The following is a 15,720-nucleotide window of genomic DNA, read 5'->3' on the forward strand; positions in this document are numbered from 1 at the left end:
AGGGCGGCAGCAATAGACAGATCCGACCGAGTTCTTGCCTGATCCGACTGTTGCTGCAAGCAATGTGCAGCCACCAGTCAGCGACGCCCTACCATGGAGTCTTTCAGCCGCGGAGTGAAAGAGGTGAAGCAGGAATTGCCCGGTGTCCAGGCGGATACGTTCGAAGCCTTGCGCGCGGCGCTGGCTGAACGCATTGCGCGCTGGACAGAAGGTGCGGAGCAGTTCGACACAGCCATTCCCGGGCTTGCGTTCTACAGGCACGATGCGCCGACCCCGCCCATGAACTGCATGGTCGGACCGAGCATCGCGCTGACGGTGCAAGGCGCCAAGCGCGCGCTGCTGGGAGGCCGGAGCTACAGCTATCACAGTGGCCGCCACCTCATTGCCGCGCTCAACCTGCCGGTGGTGCTGCAGGCGGTGGAGGCGCATCCCGATCGGCCGTACCTGAGCCTGGTGCTGGAACTGGATGCACGCGGTATCGCGGAGTTGCTGCTCATGCAGGCCGAGCCGCCCGCGTTGCCCGTGCACTCGTCCACGGCCCCAGGCTTGGCACCGAGCCTCGTATTGGGCGATACGACCGAGGCGCTTCTCGAGCTCTTCCTGCGTTTGGTCAAGCTGCTGGACGAGCCGGCCGCGCTTGCGGTGATTGCGCCGCTGGTGCGAAAGGAAATTTTCTATCGCCTGCTCACGGGCGAGCAGGGCGCATGGTTGTGGCAGATGGCGTCCGCGGGCAGCCAGAACCAGCGCATTGCGCGTGCCATCGAATGGCTGAAGCTCAATTTCGCCCAGCCGCTGCGCATCGAGGAACTTGCCGCCCATGTGCAAATGAGTCCATCGCGGTTCCACCATCATTTCCGCGCCTTGACGGCCATGAGCCCGCTTCAGTTTCAGAAATGGCTGCGCCTCAACGAAGCACGCAGGCTGATGCTGGCGGATTGCATCGATGCCTCGAGTGCGGCGTTCCAGGTCGGGTATGAGAGCCCCTCGCAGTTCAGCCGTGAATACGGCCGCCTGTTCGGTGCCCCGCCGCGGCGGGACATCGAAGACCTGCGGCAGAAGGGCGGCGCCGAGGGCGCGAAATGACGCGTGACTCGATCAGCGACCTGCTGGCCTTCATGGCGGTGGCGCGCGAGCGCAGCTTCACGCGTGCGGCCTCCAAGCTTGGCGTGTCGCAATCGTCGTTGAGCCACACCATCCGTGCGCTGGAAACCCGCCTGGGGGTGCGCCTGCTGACGCGCACAACGCGCAGCGTGGCGCCCACCGAGGCCGGCGAGCGGCTGCTGCAAACGGTGGCGCCACGGCTGCAGGAAATCGAAGCCGAAGTCGCCGCGGTCGGCGAACTCGGTACCCGGACGAGCGGGAACATTCGCATCACGGCCATCGACTACGTGGTGGACACCGTGCTCTGGCCCCGGCTGAGGCCGCTGGTTGCCGAGTACCCTGATCTCAAGATCGAGATCAGCTCGGACTACCGCATGGTCGACATCGCGGCCGAGCGTTTCGACATCGGCGTGCGCTGGGGCGACCAGGTGGCCAAGGACATGATTGCGGTGCGCCTCGCACCCGACCAGCAGATGGTGATCGCCGGTGCGCCGGGCTATCTGGCGGAGCGCGGCGTGCCGGCCACGCCGCAGGAACTGCTTGCGCACAACTGCATCGCGCTGCGCCTGGCGGGCGGCGGCCTGTATGCATGGGAGCTCAAGAACGGCGACCGCGAGTTGCAGGTGCGCGTGGGTGGGCAGGCGACGTTCAACAGCGCCTACCAGATGCTGAGCGCGGCACTGAGCGGCTGCGGCCTGGCCTTCGTGCCGCAAGACCTGGCCTGGCCTCATCTGCAGGCGGGGCGCTTGCAGGCCGTGCTGGGTGATTGGTGTCCGGTATTCCCGGGCCTGCATGCCTACTACCCGAGCCAGCGCCGGTCGATGCGTGCATTGACGTTGGTGATCGACGCGCTGCGCTACCGCGGCTGAGGTTCATCGGGCAAGCGCAGCGCATCGATCACCATGGAAACCGCCTGCGTCTTCTGGCGCCGGCTGGGGTAGTACATGAAGAAGCCGGGCGAGGTCGGAAACCACTCCTCCATCACGCAGCGCAGGCGGCCGGCCTCCACGTGCGGCCGCGCCAGGTATTCGGGCGTGGAAGCGAGTCCGCAGCCATCCAGCGCCGCCTGCAGGATCTGGTAGCTGCCATTGAACGTGAGCTGCCCTTGCACCTGCACGCGTTCGGCTTGGCCGTTGCGTTCCAGCGGCCAGGCAAAGAGGCCGCCACGCGTTGCCAGCCGCAGCGTGATGCAGTTGTGCGCAAGCAGGTCCTGCGGCGTTTGCGGCACCAGGTGGCGCTCGAAGTAGGCCGGCGCACCGACGATCAGGCGCCGAAAGTCCGGCGTGATGCGCACCGACACCATGTCGCGTGCAATGGCTTCACCGGTGCGCACGCCAATGTCGTAGCGCTCCTCGACGATGTCGACCATGCGGTAGCTGGTGTCGATCTCGACCTTGATGTCGGGGTACTTGTGCAGCAGCGGCGCGAGGCGCGGCCAGATGAACAGGTCCGCCACGGTGTCGACCGCGGTAATGCGCACCGTGCCGGCCGGCTTGTCGCGGAACTCGGCCAGCGCCTCCAGCTCGGTTTCGATTGCATCGAACTGCGGCGCCACCGTAGCCATCAACCGCTCGCCCGCTTCGGTGGGAACCACGCTGCGCGTGGTGCGGGTCAGCAGGCGCACGCCCATGCGGCTTTCCAGCGCGCGCATCTTGTGGCTGAGTGACGATGGCGACACGCCGAGCGTGGCCGCCGCGCGGGTGAAGCTGCGCTCGCGCGCCACCGCAAGGAATGCGAGCAGGTCGTTGAAGTCGTCGCGCGGCATGGCTACCTCAGCCGCCGGCCCGCGGCCTGTGGCCCGTGAAAGAGGGCAGTCGTCATGCCCTCGAGTCTAGGTGCGCTTCGCGTAGGAAAACGGCTCGCGATTCATGCGCCCGGTCGATAAGTGCATGCGGATGAGGGCGGCTAGTCAGGGTGGGCGAGCCCGCCTACGCTTGGAGCCAGTGAAAGGTCTTCCGCATGAAAACATCCTTGTATTGCGCGCTATGCGCCGTATCGCTTCAGGCCGGCGCCGCTGAAGCTCAGCCCGAAGCTGCCCAGCAGGTCGCGCGCGCGGGCAGCCAGCCCTCGGCTGCGGGCCCGGCCGAATACTTCACCGGTCGCGTCCGGGTCGATCCGGTGTGGCCTGCCAACGCGCACATCAATGCCTCCGGCGGCGTGGTGACTTTCGAGCCGGGCGCGCGCTCGGCCTGGCATACCCATCCCGCAGGGCAGCGGCTGCTGGTGATGTCGGGTGTGGGGCTGACCCAGGAGTGGGGCAAGCCCGTGCAGGAGATTCGCACGGGTGACACGGTCTGGTGCCCGCCGGGTGTCAAGCACTGGCACGGCGCGGCGCCGGGTACCGCGGTGAGCCACCTGGCCGTGACCGGCACAGTGAATGGCAAGAACGTCGAATGGATGGAGAAGGTCAGCGATGAGCAATATGGCGCGCGCTAGACATCGCACCGCCGCCGTGGCGGCCATGGCCCTGGTGCTTGCGGCTCCGGCCATCCATGCATCCCAGAACCAGCAGGAGCCAGCCGGCATGACCAGCACACCCCAATCCCAAGCCTTGTCGGCCACGCACCAGGCCATCGTGCCGATCGCGGCCTTTGCCGCCGCGGGCGACATTGCCAGGCTGAACGCGGCCTTGAACCAGGGGCTGGATGCCGGCCTTACCGTGAGCGAAGCCAAGGAGGTGCTGGTGCAGCTGTACGCGTATGCAGGCTTCCCGCGCAGCCTGAATGCGCTGACGGAGCTGATGAAGGTGGTTGACGCGCGCAAGCAGCGCGGCCTGAAAGATGCCGAGGGCCGCGGGCCGAGCCGCCCCATTCCGAAGGGCGACGCCCTCATGGCCGCAGGAACGGCAAACCAGACCAAGCTGTCGGGCGCGCCGGTCCAGGGGCCGCTGTTCGACTTTGCGCCTGTGGCCAACGAATACCTGCGGGCCATCTGTTCGGCGACATCTTCGAGCGCGACAACCTCGACTGGCAAAGCCGCGAGGTGGCCACGGTCAGCATGCTGTCCGCGCTTGCGGGTGTCGAGTCGCAGCTGCAGTCGCACATTCGCATCAGCATGAACGTGGGCCTCTCGGCGCAGCAGCTGCGGCAACTCGGCAGCGTGCTGGCCGACCGCGTGGATGCAGAAAGCGCCAAGCGCGTGCACGACGCGCTGGAGCGCCACCTGGCGAGCAAGCCGGCAGGCTGACAGAACCGCAGCCGCAACCGCAGCCGGTCAGCCTTGCTCTTCGTCCTCCATGTCCTGCTCCAGCTTCTGCCGGATCGAGGCCATGACTTTCTGCATTGTCTTGATGTCGTCCACCGCTACGCCGTTCGAGAGGCTGTTGATCCACGGGGCTTGCAAGGCCATGGCGGCCGTGTAGACCTGCCTTCCCCTGTCGGTCAGCACCACGAGTTGCGCCCGGCGGTGGTGAGGGTTGGTCTCGAACGCGACGAGCTCTTCCTTCTCCAGGTCGTTGACGATCCGCTGCACGTTTTGCCGATTGGCGCCCAGCGTGCGGGCAAGCCACGCCACGGGCTGCGGATGTTCGCCCTTGAAGATGGTGCCAAGAATCTGCCAGCGAGCGCTCGTCAGCCCGAGCGGCGCCACCAGCCGGTCGCCGGCGGTCAACAGGCGGCTGTTGAGCCTGAACAGTTCGAGCATCAAGCTGCTCATCGCTTCGCCGGCAGGCGTTCGCTTGGTCTTTGTCATTTGTTGCTATAAGGCTTTATTGACAACATAATGTCATATTGGCATCATTTGATCGTACCAGACCGACCTCGGTTTCAAAGGACGAGACGATGACATTGAGCAACAGCACCATCCTTGTGACCGGGGGCGCCAGCGGCATCGGGTTTGCGCTTGCTGCAATCGTTCACTCTCGCGCTCGGGCATCGACTTCGCCACACCGCGGTCAAGGTGGTCCGTATCGCATGCGATGAATCGCATCCTTCTGGTCGAGGACCATGAGCGGCTTGCCCGGCTCACGTGCAGCGGGCTGCAAGCCGCCGGTATTGCGGCCGATGTCGTCCAACGCGGCGATGCGGCGTGGGCTGCCATCCAGGAGGTGCCATACGGTGCGCTGGTGCTCGACCGGGGGTTGCCCGACGGAGACGGTATTGCCCTGCTGCAACGCTTGCGCGCGCGGGGATTCGGCGTGCCCTGCCTCGTGCTGACGGCACGCGATGCCTTGCACGACCGCGTGGAAGGGCTCGAGTCCGGGGCGGACGACTACCTTGCCAAGCCGTTTGCCATGGACGAAATGGTGGCGCGCGTGCGCGCGCTGCTGCGCCGCCCCGTGGCATGCCGGCCGCTCGAACCCGCCCATGGCGACCTGCGCCTGAAACCGGCTGAGGCAACCGTTTGCTGTGGTGCGGAGCGCGTGTCATTGGCGCCGTCGGAAATGCAGATTCTGCTGTTGCTGGTGCAGGGCGGCGGCGAGACGGTGCGGCGCGCCGCGCTCGAACTGGCTGCATGGGGATTGGGCGGCGCGGTGACGCCGAATGCACTCGACGTGGCCCTTCACAGGCTTCGCCGAAAACTGCTCGCCATTGGATCGCGGCAGCGGGTTGTCAACTTAAGAGGCCTCGGCTATGCGCTTCGTCCAGTCGGCGTGGCTGAATAGTCTCAGCTTCAAGATATTGCTCGCATTCGTCGTCGGCGTGGTGCTGAGCATCGTGCTGATCGCTTCGATCCTCGTCACGGTGCTGACAGTGCGCAGCGACCTCCTGTTCGTTGCCGACCTGGTGGGGCGTGCAGAGGAGTTGGCGGGCGCATTGCAGTTCGACGGTTCGGGAACGCCCGTCGGGTTCGATGCGCGCGAGAGCAGTGCGGACTGGATGTACGACAGCCTCAGGCAAGAGGTGGCGTATCGCGTGTTGGATGCCTCCGGCAACGCCGTGATGTCTTCTGTTGGGGGCGACGCATTCTGGGCGGGCGCGGCCCGGCAGGCCGGTCGCGGGTACTTCAAGTTCGAGCACAACGGGGAGTCGATTCACGGTGCCACCGTGCCCGTGGAGCACGCGGGTCAGAAGTGGTTCTTGCAGTTTGCTGCGAGCGCACGGCTTGCCGATCTCATGCACCGGCATTTCGCGCTGCCGTTCATGGTGGCGGGGATCGGCGTGTTCAGTCTGGTCCTGCTGGTTGTTTTTGGCGCGTGCGCTTTCCTGGCGCTGCGCTGCACGCTCAAGCCCTTGCGAAGCGTCGCAGCTTCGGCTGCCGCGATCGCGCCGAGATCCATCCATGCCAGGCTACAGGTGGCCGGAGTGCCATCGGAGGTAGTGCCGCTGGTCGAAAGCTTCAATCGCGTGCTCGAGCGGCTGGAGCATGGATTTCGCATTCAGCAGGAGTTTCTTGCGACTGCGGCGCATGAGCTGAAGACCCCGCTCGCGTTGATCCGTGCACAAATCGAACTGGGTGAAACGGGCGCCGGCCGCGACTCGCTGCTCATGGACGTCGAGCACATGGCGCGCCAGGTGCAGCAGCTGCTCCACCTGGCCGAGGCCAGCGAGGCTCAGAACTACAGCTTTGCGGAAGTCGATGTGCAGGAGGTCGTAGGGGAGGGCGTTGCCTACCTGGAGCGCATGGCGCAGGCGGCAGGCGTGCATCTTTCAGCACACTTCAACGGGCAGGACAGCCACGAGAGCCAGCAGCTTCACTGGACCGCCGATAGAGGGGCGTTCTTCACGGTGCTGAAGAACCTCATGGAGAACGCCATCCAGCATGCACCGCGAGGCACGAAGGTGACGGTCGAGGTGGGTGCCGAGGCAATGGCGGTTCGAGACTGGGGGCCGGGCGCAGACCCGGAACAGATCATGAAGATGTTCACGCGCTTCTGGCGCGGGCCTCATCGCCGCGACCATGGCGCGGGACTTGGCCTGGCCATTTGTCGCGAAATTGCGCAGGCGCACGGATGGAAGCTCTCTGCGCAGAGGGCCGAACCGGGCATGCGCTTTCTGCTGGCTCGTTCAGATGCGCAAGAGGAGATTGCGGTAACCCGGACGACGAAGCAGGGCCGGTAAGTCGCCGGAAAGTCTTCCAGGCGGAGGATCCAGAAATCCTGTTTGTCCTGGTGCGATCTCAATGCCTCACTCTGTCGGTCCACGCTCCCTTTATCGCGCTCGTATTGCTGACCGGTTTCGCGCGAGTGACCGCACTGCAGGCGCATTGCCGCCGGACATGGCACCGGCCCGGCCTGCACAGCCAGCATCGGACTCGGCTTCCAACGTGGCGCTCAGCGTCGTGGTGCCGGTTTTCAACGAAGAGGCGGTGCTGGTCGAGTTTCAACGTCGCATGAACGCCGTGCTGGTAGGCCTTGGCGTAAGGTACGAAGTGATCTACGTCGACGACGGGAGTACCGACCAGACCGCTCATCTGCTGCAGCGTCTGCAGCGCAGCCATCCGGGGATCTCGTATGCGCGCCTGACCCGAAATTTTGGCAAGGAAGCCGCCATGAGCGCGGGTCTGCAACTTGCAAGCGGAGAGGCCGTGGTGGTCATCGATGCCGACTTGCAAGACCCTCCCGAGCTTCTGCCCGCGATGCTTGCGGCATGGCGTGGCGGGGCCGACGTGGTGAACATGAGGCGGCGAGAGCGGCTCGGCGAGTCGTGGTGGAAACGGGCCACCGCCAGCGCGTTCTATCACTTCATCGAGCGCGTGAGCGACGTGCCGATTGCGCGGCACGTGGGCGACTTTCGCTTGTTCAGCCGACGGGCAGTCGATGCACTGAACCAGCTGCCTGAGCGCGGGCGCTTCATGAAGGGCCTGTTCGCCTGGATCGGCTATCCGCAGGCAACCATCGACTACGAGCGCGCTGCCCGCGCGGCGGGAGAGACCAAGTGGCCTTTTCTCAAGCTTGTCGGGTTGGCCTTCGACGGCATTACGGCGTTCTCGGCCGCCCCGCTGAAGGTGGCCACGCTTTTGGGAATGGCCAGCGCGGGCAGCGCCTTTGCCTACGCGATGTTCTTCTTTTTCAAGGCGCTGATTCTTGGCGATGCGGTGCAGGGCTTTCCGACGCTGATCGTGACCATGCTGTTTCTCGGCGGGCTGCAGCTGTTGTGCATGGGCATGCTCGGCGAATACGTGGCGCGCATCTTCACGGAAACGAAGGGCCGCCCGGTCTACCTGATCGACGTGTATGAACCGGCGACCGTGCCATCGAACGCAAGTGCTGGCCGCTGATGCCGCGCGTTCTTACCGACACCCGGCAAGCGCTGGGCACTGCGACCACCTGCGTCCTGGTCTTTCTCATCGTGCTGCGCCTGGTCTCGCTGGCGGGCTACCCGCTGATGGACACCACCGAGGGGCGCTACGGCGAAATCGCAAGAAAGATGGCCGAGCGCGGAGACTGGATTACGCCGTGGTTCACCGATAGCGAGCCGTTCTGGGGCAAGCCGCCGCTGGCTTTCTGGCTGACCGCGGCGAGCATGCGCATCTTCGGCGTCAGCGAATTTGCCGCGCGCCTGCCTCACTTTCTGATGGCTGCGGCGATCGTCGTGCTCACGTTCGACTGGGCGCGGCAGGCCGGCATGAGGCGGCCGGCTTATGTGCCGCCTTTGCTCGCGACCACCGTCCTGTTCTGGATGGTTTCCGGCGCCGTAACCACCGACATGGCGCTGTGCCTGGGCACAGCGTTGTCGATGCGCGGCTTCTGGCTGGCGCTGCAAGGGCCGGCCGAACATCGGCGGCGCGAGACATGGCTGTTCTTCGCCGGGCTCTGGATCACGCTGTTGGCAAAGGGCCCGGTGGGATGCGTGCTGATCCTGCTGCCTGTTGGCGTGTGGTGCTTGTGGACGCGGCAGGCGCGCAGCGTGTGGCGGGCAATGCCGTGGCTGCGAAGCGGTGCGTTGCTCGCTGCCGTGGCGGCCCCCTGGTATGCGTTTGCCGAGGCCCGCACGCCCGGTTTCCTGGACTACTTCTTCATTGGAGAACACTGGAACCGGTTCGTGGTTGCGGGCTGGCAGGGTGACCGCTACGGCTCGGCGCATGCGTTTCCGCGCGGCACCATCTGGCTCTTCCTGGCGGGGGCCATCTTTCCTTGGAGCATCGTGGTGCCGCTTGCTGCCTGGCGTGCGCGGCGGCGCAAGAGCCCCGGCTTGCATGTGAACGGTGCTGGCCATGCGGAGGCGCAGCCATCGTTCATGCGCTACCTGCTGATCTGCGGTTTTGCTCCGTGCGTGGTCTTCACGGCGGCCGGCAACATCCTCTGGACCTATGTACTTCCGGGCCTGCCGCCGCTCGCGCTTGCGGCGGCACTCTGGCTGGGCGACCGCGACGACGGGTTTGCTCGCCGAGCGCTGCTCGCCGGCACTCTTCTCGCGACGGCACTGTTCGTGGGAAGGCTGCTCGACCTTACCGCGGGCGGCCGGGCTGAAGCCAAATCGGCCGAGGCAGTGGTGCAGCTGTACCGCGCGCAGCTGCAGCCCGAGGTTCCGTTGGCGTTTGTGCAGGAGCGCATGTTTTCTGCTGCGTTCTATTCGGGAGGGCAGGCGCTGCACATCGCCGACCCGCTGCGGCTCGCGCACGAACGGCCGCACGAGCCGCTGTTTGTCGCAATGCCGCGTGCTGCGCTGGCGCAGTTGCCTCAGGCCGTCTGGAAATGCCTGCAACTCGTAGGCGACGCCGGAAGCTACCGCCTTTTTCTGCGCATGCCGTGCACCGGGCCGAGTCTTGCCATGGCGTCGCAGGCCAGCGCCATTCAAGAGAGCAGGGACGGTGAATGGAAGAATTGAATCTTCTTCTGTTCCTGTGGATTGCCGCGGGACACGCGCCCTGTGCCTGGCTGGTGTCCGCCGCGGCTGCTGCCGCCGTTGGCGGGCCCTGGCTGTGCGCGGGTTTGCTGGGCTGGATGGCCTGGCTGCATCCCCGGGAGCGCGGCTACATGCTGGCGGTGTTGGGCTGCGCGGTGCTTGCTTCGATGCTGGCCCATGAACTCGCAGCAGTGCTGAACCTGCCACGCCCATTCATGGTGGGCCTGAGCCCGGCGTATATCGAGCACGGCGCGCGCGGTTCGCTGCCGAGCGCGCACGCGACGGTCATGTTCACCGTTGCGCTGCTGTGCTTACGCCGGCCCGCGCTGCGGCGTGCGGGTGCGGTGGTATTCGCGGCCGGCATACTCACCAGCTGGGCGCGCATTCACGTGGGCGTTCATTTTCCGGCCGACATTCCGGCCGGGCTGCTGCTGGCCTTGGTGCTGGTGGCGGTCTTCGCCGGGCTGGAGCATGTGGGTCGGCGTCTGCGCGGTGTGCTGGCGCGGTTCGTCATCCGCATGAAACTCCCTCGTGCGACAAGCAGGCAACAGGAGAGAACGAATGGCTGCACCGAGCAAGCGACAAAAACCGCAGAAACAAACGGCCCCAGCACATCGAACGGAGCGCGCCTACCAGCACGCGAAGGGCGACATGTCGAAGTGCGACAGCGAGAAGATGGAACGGCTGCTGCAGGCATTGCGTCTGCGCCGCATTGCGGCCGAGCCCAAGTTTTCTGACGACGTCATCGTGTGGCCGTCGAAGGGCGCCGCGCCCGGTGGCACCGAGTTGGCGGCCCTTGGCGCCATCAATCTGGGCAACGCCGAAGAGGCACTTGGGCAAGGCGTGCAAGGCCGCGGTGCGCCCCGGATGAATCTGGTCAAGCAGCTGGACGGCGTGTCGGTGATGAAGGCCAATTCGTCCGCCTTGCTGGCGATGCGCCGGAATACGCCGGGCCTGCGGATTGCACCCGCTGCATGGGCATATCTCCAATACATCCGCCCGCTGGGCGACGAGCTGGAAGCCTCCGCAATCCAGGTGGCGGCAGGGGCCAAGGTCAAGAGATTCGAACTGCGCCTTGCCGATCCGAACGGAAATCCCGTGGTGGGCGTTCGGGTCAAGGCGCTTGTCGATTGGGACGGCGCGCATGTGCCTGCGGTGACCGACGCGCAGGGAATCGCGAGCCTGGGAATTCCGGTGCTCTACCCTCGTGTCGAACTGATCCTGGTCGAGCCGGAACACACGCACTGGTCGGTCTTCGTGAAGGGGTTCGACCGTGTCGCCGCACCGAAGCGCCTGGATGTCCAGACCACGCCGCTGGTGCCGGACGCTTACCAGTTGCTCTCGAACTACGCGCCTTACGACCCTCAGGCGGGAGCGGGCGTCACCGTCGGCGTGATCGACAGCGGTGTCGGGCCGCACGCCGACATTGCCGTGGCGGGTGGCGGCTGCTTCGTTACCGGCGAAGACGCGGCGGATTTTCTCGACAACGGCATCGGACACGGAACGCACGTCGCGGGCATCATCGCGGGCAAGATGGCCGCGGGCAGCGGCATCTACGGCCTGGCGCCGGCTTGCCGCCTGCTCGCGTATCGCGTGTGCCCCAAGACCGGTGAGCGCGGGCGCGCGAAATCCAGCGACATTGCCAGCGCGCTCGAACGCGCGATCGGCGACGGCTGCGACATCGTCAACATCAGCATGGGCAGCCTCGAGCCGATGCCGGAGATGCCCGACATTCTTGAGAAAGCGCGCAACGCCGGCATTGCCGTGTTCGCGGCCACCGGCAACGACGGCCAGTCGCTGCTGCGCTATCCCGCCCGGTACAGCCACACGCTGGCGGTCGGCGCGCTCGGCCGCGACGGAACGTTTCCGGCGGACTGCCCGGAGAGCTTTCAGGAGAGCGAAATCCGCCGCAAGAAAGAGTTTGTTGCCGAGTTTTCGAACTACGGGCTTTCCACCGATTTCATCGGCCCCGGCGTTGCCGTTCTGTCGACGTTTCCGGGCGGGCGATACGCGATGATGTCCGGCACGTCGATGGCCACGCCGTTCACATCGGGCATGGCGGCCCGTCTGTTGTCAGGGAATCCGAACCTGCTTAACATGCCCAGAGGTCCTGAAAAGGCCGACGCCATCGTCAAGATGCTGTCGCAGGCAGCCCGAAAGGTGGGCTGGTCGGCCGAGTACGAAGGGTTTGGAGTTCTGAAGTGACAAGCGTGGTATTGACCTATACGGGCAGTCCCGACCAGAAGTTGTCGGCCGAGGCGCGGCTGCGGCGCTGCGTGCCGGGCGTCGTCCTGACGCCGAAGACAGGCACCCTGGTCGAGGCCCAGGTCGACGACACGCAACTCGCTGCGCTCGAGCAGAACCCCGATTGGGTGGTGACCCAATCGACGTTCGCGGAAATCCGCAAGCCTGTCTTCAATCTGAAAAACGCACGCGCCAAGCTCGGCAAATAGTCGCAAGGCGCCCCCGTCCGCTGTTGGCCCCGGGGTTTTTTGGAGAGGAAGTCCCATGTCCGATACAGACGTCCAGGTCGTGAGCAACTCCTGGACCGGAATCCAGCGCGTTGCCGTAACGCCCAAGCCGCCGGAATTCTTCAGGGGCCGGGAAGGCTACGCGCCGGACTTCTTCGGAGACGGCAACCGCGTGGAACTGCCTTCGATGAGCGACGCCATATCGATGGACGACATCGCCACGCTCGAAGACGGCTCCTTCGAGCTCAAGTACCAGCACTTCAGCACGGTGCAGTGCATTTCCCGCCGCGTGCCGCTTTATTCCGCCTGCAACGTCGATGGGTCCAAGTCCAAAAACGTTCCGCGCCACGACACCTGGAACTACGACGGCCGCATCAAGAAGGAATACCAGATGCTGCGGGAAGCCTATGGCCCCGAGCAGGACAAGAAGTTTTCCCGCGGCCACATGACGCGCCGGCAGGACCCGAACTGGGGCTCGCTGGCCACCGCGCAGCGCGCCAACATCGACACCTTCTTTGCAACCAATGCGTGCCCGCAGTGGCAACCTTTCAATGACGGACTGTGGGGCGACCTGGAGGACTACATCCTCGGCAACGCCCAGGGCGACGACAAGCGCATCAGCGTCTTCACGGGGCCGATTCTCCGATCGGACGACGCCGAGAGATTCGGCATCCAGATTCCGCGCGACTTCTGGAAGGTCGTCGCATTCATCAGCGAAGCGACCGGTGAACTGACCGCCATCGCCTACCTGATGAGCCAGGGCATCTACCTCGATTCAGGCGTGGCGCGCGACCTCGAGGACTTCGGTACCTCGCAGCGCCCGCTGTCGTTCATCGAAGCCGAGACCGGCCTCAGGTTCGAAAGCCTCCAGGGCCGCGATGTGCTCGACGGCGTGGACATCAGCTTCGTCCAGCCGATCCGGCGCTTCACCGACACCAGGCTTCCGGGCTGATCTACGGAGTAGGGGAGGCGTGCTCCCCGCCGGTGGAGCCGATGCGCCGAGCCTCGGACTCGATCACCAGGCGGTCGATGCGCTCGTCCGGCAGGTTGACCAGCAGTTCCACGTGCCTGCGAATCGCGTGCATCGTTTTCGCGAAAGCCTCGGCGCCGGTGGCGTCTTCGGCTCGGGGGTCTGGGTGCGACCAATGCGCGGCGGCGGGTTGCCCGGGCCAGACGGGGCAGGTTTCGCCCGCGGCCTCGTCGCAGAGCGTGACGACCAGGTCCATGTGCGGCGCCGAGGCCGGGCCGTATTCGTTCCAACTCTTGCTGCGCAACCCGTCTGTGGGCAGGCCGGCACCCTTCAGCGCGTCGATGGTGCGGGGATCGGGTTGGCCGTCGGGCGTTGGCTCATGGCCGGCGGAATATGCAATGAAGCGGCCCTTGCCGAGGTGATTGAGCAGCGCCTCCGCGATCAGGCTGCGTGCCGCATTGCTGTTGCAGAGGAAGAGAACATGAACAGGGTGAGCAGGAGTCATGGTGCGTCAAGGCGGCCGCTCACAGGCGGCCTTCAAGTGGTTGACTGCGCCATTGATCCCGACGTGGATGACGTGTGTATGACGAGTGGAAGACGCGGCCGATGCTTGCTTGGGAGGGAGTTTCGTTCCGTTACTCACAAGGCGCGCAGACTTGCTACCAAGTCATCCGCTTTTCATGCCGCGGAGCCATACTGCAGTGGATGCCTGTCGGCGCTGGTAGAGGTTGCCTTCGGCACCCGCCACAGTGCGGGACCTCGAGCCGGCGGCATCCTCGGTTATTGCAGTCGCTTATGGAGGCGCCATGCCGACACTTCCCTATGCAATTCTCGAAGCTCCTTCCACTTTGGGCTTGGCGACGGACGGAGTGGAGCGCTTGCCCGAGCGGCTCCTGGGTCTCGGCCTTGCCGAGCGCATCCGTGCACGGCGCGCCGTGCGGCTGGCAGTGCCTACGAAGCACCCTGTGCCCGACCCCGAGACCGGCATCCTGAATGCCAAGGCAATTGCGGCTTGGTCGCCCCGCCTCGCCGACGCAGTGGAAGCGGTGCTTGACGCGCGCGAATTCCCGGTTGTGCTGGGCGGCGATTGCACGATCGTGCTGGGCTCGATGCTCGCATTGCGACGGCGCGGCCGCTATGGCCTGTTATTCATCGACGGCAACGCCGATTTCTTCCAGCCCGAGGCGGAACCCAATGGCGAGGGCGCCTCGATGGACTTGGCTCTCGTCTCCGGCTACGGCCCATCGCTCCTGACCGACATTGAAGGTCGCGCTCCTCTGGTTCGCCCCCAAGACGCTGTCGCGTTCGCATATCGCGATCACAAGGATCAGGAAGAGTACGGAAGCCAGCCGCTCCCCGAAGAGCTCATGGCTATCGACCTTCCTGCTGTGCGCGCTATAGGCATCGAGGCCGCGGCGCGCCAGGCGGTCGACCACCTGACGCGAGAGGAACTGGACGGTTTTTTCATCCATCTCGACGCCGATTGCCTCGACGACGCCATCATGCCGGCCGTCGATTTCCGCGTACCGGGCGGCTTGTCATGGGATGAACTGGGCACCGCGCTTCGCGTTGCCTTGGCGAGCGGCAAGGCCATCGGGCTCGAGATCACCATCTACAACCCGCGCCTTGACGAGGACGGCAGCGCCGGGCGCGGCCTGGCAGACGTACTGGTTGCGGCGCTCGGAACAGCGGCGTCCTGACGCAGCGAACAAGGTCTGCTGAGCCGCTTTGGCTAGAGAGAGAAAAGAGAGGGATTGGCCTGCCCGGAGGGGATCGAACCCCCGACAACCTGCTTAGAAGGCAGGTGCTCTATCCAACTGAGCTACGGGCAGATTCCGGGCCGGACAGAAGCAGAACGAAAACCCAGAAGAAATCTGGTTGCGTTTTCCCTCTGGCGCGGAAACATTGAGGGGAGGAGTTTAGCGCCTCGCACAATGCGGCCGGTCGCCCCCCCGGTGAAGGCGGCAACCGGCTGCGCATTTACTTTGCCTGCGCCATCCCCAGGATGTCCACCACCACACGCCGATCCGGCTGCAGGCAGGCCACCAGCCGCGCCGAGCGCTGCAGCCCTTGGCAATCGCGCGTCACCGGCTCGCGCTCGCCCATCGAGCGCACCTCCATGGGCGCGCGCACCCCCGCGGCCTTCAGGTAGTCGCGCACCGTGTTCGCACGCTGCAGCGCCAGCCGGTCGTTGTAGGCCTCGTCCCCCAGCCGGTCCGTGTGCCCCGTGATCGTCAGGCTCTGCACCTGCATCTCCGGGCTCTGCAGCGAACGCGCCAATGCATCCAGCTCGCTGCGCCCCTGCGGCAGCATGTCCGCCGCGGCCGAGCGGTCGAACTTGAACAGCGTGTCGGCGCTCAGGTTCACCCGCCGCATCGCCGGCGGGACCGGAGCCGGGGTGGGCACAGGCGCCGGCGTCACCACCGGCGTGAGCGCGCAGTTCTGCCCCTGG

The 15,720-nt window shown here is 65.5% G+C and carries 16 protein-coding genes, 1 tRNA gene and 1 pseudogene; 13 read left to right on the forward strand and 5 right to left on the reverse strand.

All coding sequences use genetic code 11. From position 1 onward, the window contains the following. Positions 1-123: 123 nt before the first annotated feature. Both V9L21_RS08855 and V9L21_RS08860 read left to right on the forward strand, forming a co-directional pair. Positions 124-1,083 (forward strand): AraC family transcriptional regulator, encoded by a 960-nt coding sequence (locus V9L21_RS08855; protein ID WP_337311011.1) that lies wholly within the window; start codon positions 124-126, stop codon positions 1,081-1,083. After that, positions 1,080-1,970, forward strand: a complete 891-nt coding sequence (locus V9L21_RS08860; RefSeq protein ID WP_337311013.1) for a LysR family transcriptional regulator — start codon at positions 1,080-1,082, stop codon at positions 1,968-1,970. The genes V9L21_RS08855 and V9L21_RS08860 overlap by 4 nt, the downstream gene beginning before the upstream one ends. On the opposite strand, the gene V9L21_RS08865 is transcribed toward V9L21_RS08860, so the two are convergent. Then, positions 1,958-2,866, reverse strand: a complete 909-nt coding sequence (locus V9L21_RS08865; protein WP_337311014.1) for a LysR family transcriptional regulator — start codon at positions 2,864-2,866, stop codon at positions 1,958-1,960. The genes V9L21_RS08860 and V9L21_RS08865 overlap by 13 nt on opposite strands. Positions 2,867-3,060: 194 nt before the next feature. Between V9L21_RS08865 and V9L21_RS08870 the strand changes: the two genes are divergently transcribed. Together V9L21_RS08870 and V9L21_RS08875 are read left to right on the forward strand one after the other, a co-directional pair. Further along, complete coding sequence (locus V9L21_RS08870) at positions 3,061-3,537, forward strand: (R)-mandelonitrile lyase (RefSeq protein ID WP_337311016.1); 477 nt, start codon at positions 3,061-3,063, stop codon at positions 3,535-3,537. Between the two features lie 88 nt (positions 3,538-3,625). Continuing rightward, positions 3,626-4,287: pseudogene (locus V9L21_RS08875) on the forward strand (carboxymuconolactone decarboxylase family protein). A 27-nt stretch (positions 4,288-4,314) separates the two neighbouring features. On the opposite strand, the gene V9L21_RS08880 reads toward V9L21_RS08875, so the two are convergent. Further along, complete coding sequence (locus tag V9L21_RS08880) at positions 4,315-4,791, reverse strand: MarR family winged helix-turn-helix transcriptional regulator (RefSeq protein WP_337311018.1); 477 nt, start codon at positions 4,789-4,791, stop codon at positions 4,315-4,317. A 226-nt stretch (positions 4,792-5,017) separates the two neighbouring features. On the opposite strand from V9L21_RS08880, the gene V9L21_RS08885 reads away from it, so the two are divergent. The 8 genes from V9L21_RS08885 to V9L21_RS08920 all read left to right on the forward strand — a co-directional run bounded on the left by V9L21_RS08885 (position 5,018) and on the right by V9L21_RS08920 (position 13,250). Next, a complete protein-coding gene (locus tag V9L21_RS08885; RefSeq protein ID WP_337311020.1) occupies positions 5,018-5,704 on the forward strand; it encodes a response regulator transcription factor in 687 nt (228 codons plus the stop codon). After that, positions 5,673-7,100, forward strand: coding sequence for a sensor histidine kinase (locus V9L21_RS08890; RefSeq protein ID WP_337311022.1), 1,428 nt, complete (start codon positions 5,673-5,675; stop codon positions 7,098-7,100). The genes V9L21_RS08885 and V9L21_RS08890 overlap by 32 nt, the downstream gene beginning before the upstream one ends. A gap of 205 nt (positions 7,101-7,305) precedes the next feature. Beyond that, entirely contained in the window at positions 7,306-8,259 is a 954-nt protein-coding gene (locus V9L21_RS08895; RefSeq protein ID WP_337311024.1) for a glycosyltransferase family 2 protein, read from the forward strand. Further along, positions 8,259-9,809, forward strand: a complete 1,551-nt coding sequence (locus tag V9L21_RS08900; RefSeq protein ID WP_337311026.1) for an ArnT family glycosyltransferase — start codon at positions 8,259-8,261, stop codon at positions 9,807-9,809. The genes V9L21_RS08895 and V9L21_RS08900 overlap by 1 nt, the downstream gene beginning before the upstream one ends. Continuing rightward, a complete protein-coding gene (locus V9L21_RS08905) occupies positions 9,797-10,564 on the forward strand; it encodes a phosphatase PAP2 family protein (protein WP_337311028.1) in 768 nt (255 codons plus the stop codon). Before V9L21_RS08900 ends, V9L21_RS08905 begins: the two co-directional genes overlap by 13 nt. Then, positions 10,479-12,032 carry a S8 family peptidase gene (locus V9L21_RS08910; RefSeq protein WP_337311030.1) on the forward strand — a complete coding sequence of 518 codons (1,554 nt, stop codon included), beginning with the start codon at positions 10,479-10,481 and terminating at the stop codon, positions 12,030-12,032. The genes V9L21_RS08905 and V9L21_RS08910 overlap by 86 nt, the downstream gene beginning before the upstream one ends. Before the next feature lie 5 nt (positions 12,033-12,037). After that, on the forward strand, positions 12,038-12,280 hold the full coding sequence (locus V9L21_RS08915) for a hypothetical protein (protein WP_337311032.1): 243 nt from the start codon (positions 12,038-12,040) through the stop codon (positions 12,278-12,280). A gap of 55 nt (positions 12,281-12,335) precedes the next feature. Further along, positions 12,336-13,250, forward strand: a complete 915-nt coding sequence (locus V9L21_RS08920; protein WP_337311035.1) for a DNA/RNA non-specific endonuclease — start codon at positions 12,336-12,338, stop codon at positions 13,248-13,250. Position 13,251: 1 nt separating this feature from the next. Here the strand turns inward: V9L21_RS08920 and V9L21_RS08925 are convergent, their stop codons facing one another. Further along, positions 13,252-13,773 (reverse strand): arsenate reductase ArsC, encoded by a 522-nt coding sequence (locus tag V9L21_RS08925; protein ID WP_337311037.1) that lies wholly within the window; start codon positions 13,771-13,773, stop codon positions 13,252-13,254. 301 nt (positions 13,774-14,074) lie between these two features. Here V9L21_RS08925 and V9L21_RS08930 point away from each other — a divergent pair, with 301 nt between their 5' ends. Beyond that, positions 14,075-14,968 (forward strand): arginase family protein, encoded by an 894-nt coding sequence (locus V9L21_RS08930; protein WP_337311039.1) that lies wholly within the window; start codon positions 14,075-14,077, stop codon positions 14,966-14,968. A 55-nt stretch (positions 14,969-15,023) separates the two neighbouring features. Here the strand turns inward: V9L21_RS08930 and V9L21_RS08935 are convergent. Further along, positions 15,024-15,100 (reverse strand) — tRNA-Arg (locus V9L21_RS08935). Between the two features lie 148 nt (positions 15,101-15,248). Further along, a partial coding sequence (locus V9L21_RS08940; RefSeq protein WP_337311041.1) for an OmpA family protein occupies positions 15,249-15,720 on the reverse strand: 472 nt, incomplete at its 5' end.

Source organism: Variovorax sp. CCNWLW235 (assembly GCF_037204085.1).
In the GTDB taxonomy this organism is placed as follows: Bacteria; Pseudomonadota; Gammaproteobacteria; order Burkholderiales; family Burkholderiaceae_C; genus Variovorax.

Bases quoted from the DNA above. Each gene is read 5' to 3' on its own strand.
- V9L21_RS08880 (WP_337311018.1), bottom strand. From the start codon at position 4,791: ATGACAAAGACCAAGCGAACGCCTGCCGGCGAAGCGATGAGCAGCTTG.
- V9L21_RS08905 (WP_337311028.1), top strand. From the start codon at position 9,797: ATGGAAGAATTGAATCTTCTTCTGTTCCTGTGGATTGCCGCGGGACAC.
- V9L21_RS08890 (WP_337311022.1), top strand. From the start codon at position 5,673: ATGCGCTTCGTCCAGTCGGCGTGGCTGAATAGTCTCAGCTTCAAGATA.
- V9L21_RS08860 (WP_337311013.1), top strand. From the start codon at position 1,080: ATGACGCGTGACTCGATCAGCGACCTGCTGGCCTTCATGGCGGTGGCG.
- V9L21_RS08865 (WP_337311014.1), bottom strand. From the start codon at position 2,866: ATGCCGCGCGACGACTTCAACGACCTGCTCGCATTCCTTGCGGTGGCG.
- V9L21_RS08925 (WP_337311037.1), bottom strand. From the start codon at position 13,773: ATGACTCCTGCTCACCCTGTTCATGTTCTCTTCCTCTGCAACAGCAAT.
- V9L21_RS08870 (WP_337311016.1), top strand. From the start codon at position 3,061: ATGAAAACATCCTTGTATTGCGCGCTATGCGCCGTATCGCTTCAGGCC.
- V9L21_RS08900 (WP_337311026.1), top strand. From the start codon at position 8,259: ATGCCGCGCGTTCTTACCGACACCCGGCAAGCGCTGGGCACTGCGACC.
- V9L21_RS08885 (WP_337311020.1), top strand. From the start codon at position 5,018: ATGAATCGCATCCTTCTGGTCGAGGACCATGAGCGGCTTGCCCGGCTC.
- V9L21_RS08920 (WP_337311035.1), top strand. From the start codon at position 12,336: ATGTCCGATACAGACGTCCAGGTCGTGAGCAACTCCTGGACCGGAATC.
- V9L21_RS08910 (WP_337311030.1), top strand. From the start codon at position 10,479: ATGTCGAAGTGCGACAGCGAGAAGATGGAACGGCTGCTGCAGGCATTG.
- V9L21_RS08930 (WP_337311039.1), top strand. From the start codon at position 14,075: ATGCCGACACTTCCCTATGCAATTCTCGAAGCTCCTTCCACTTTGGGC.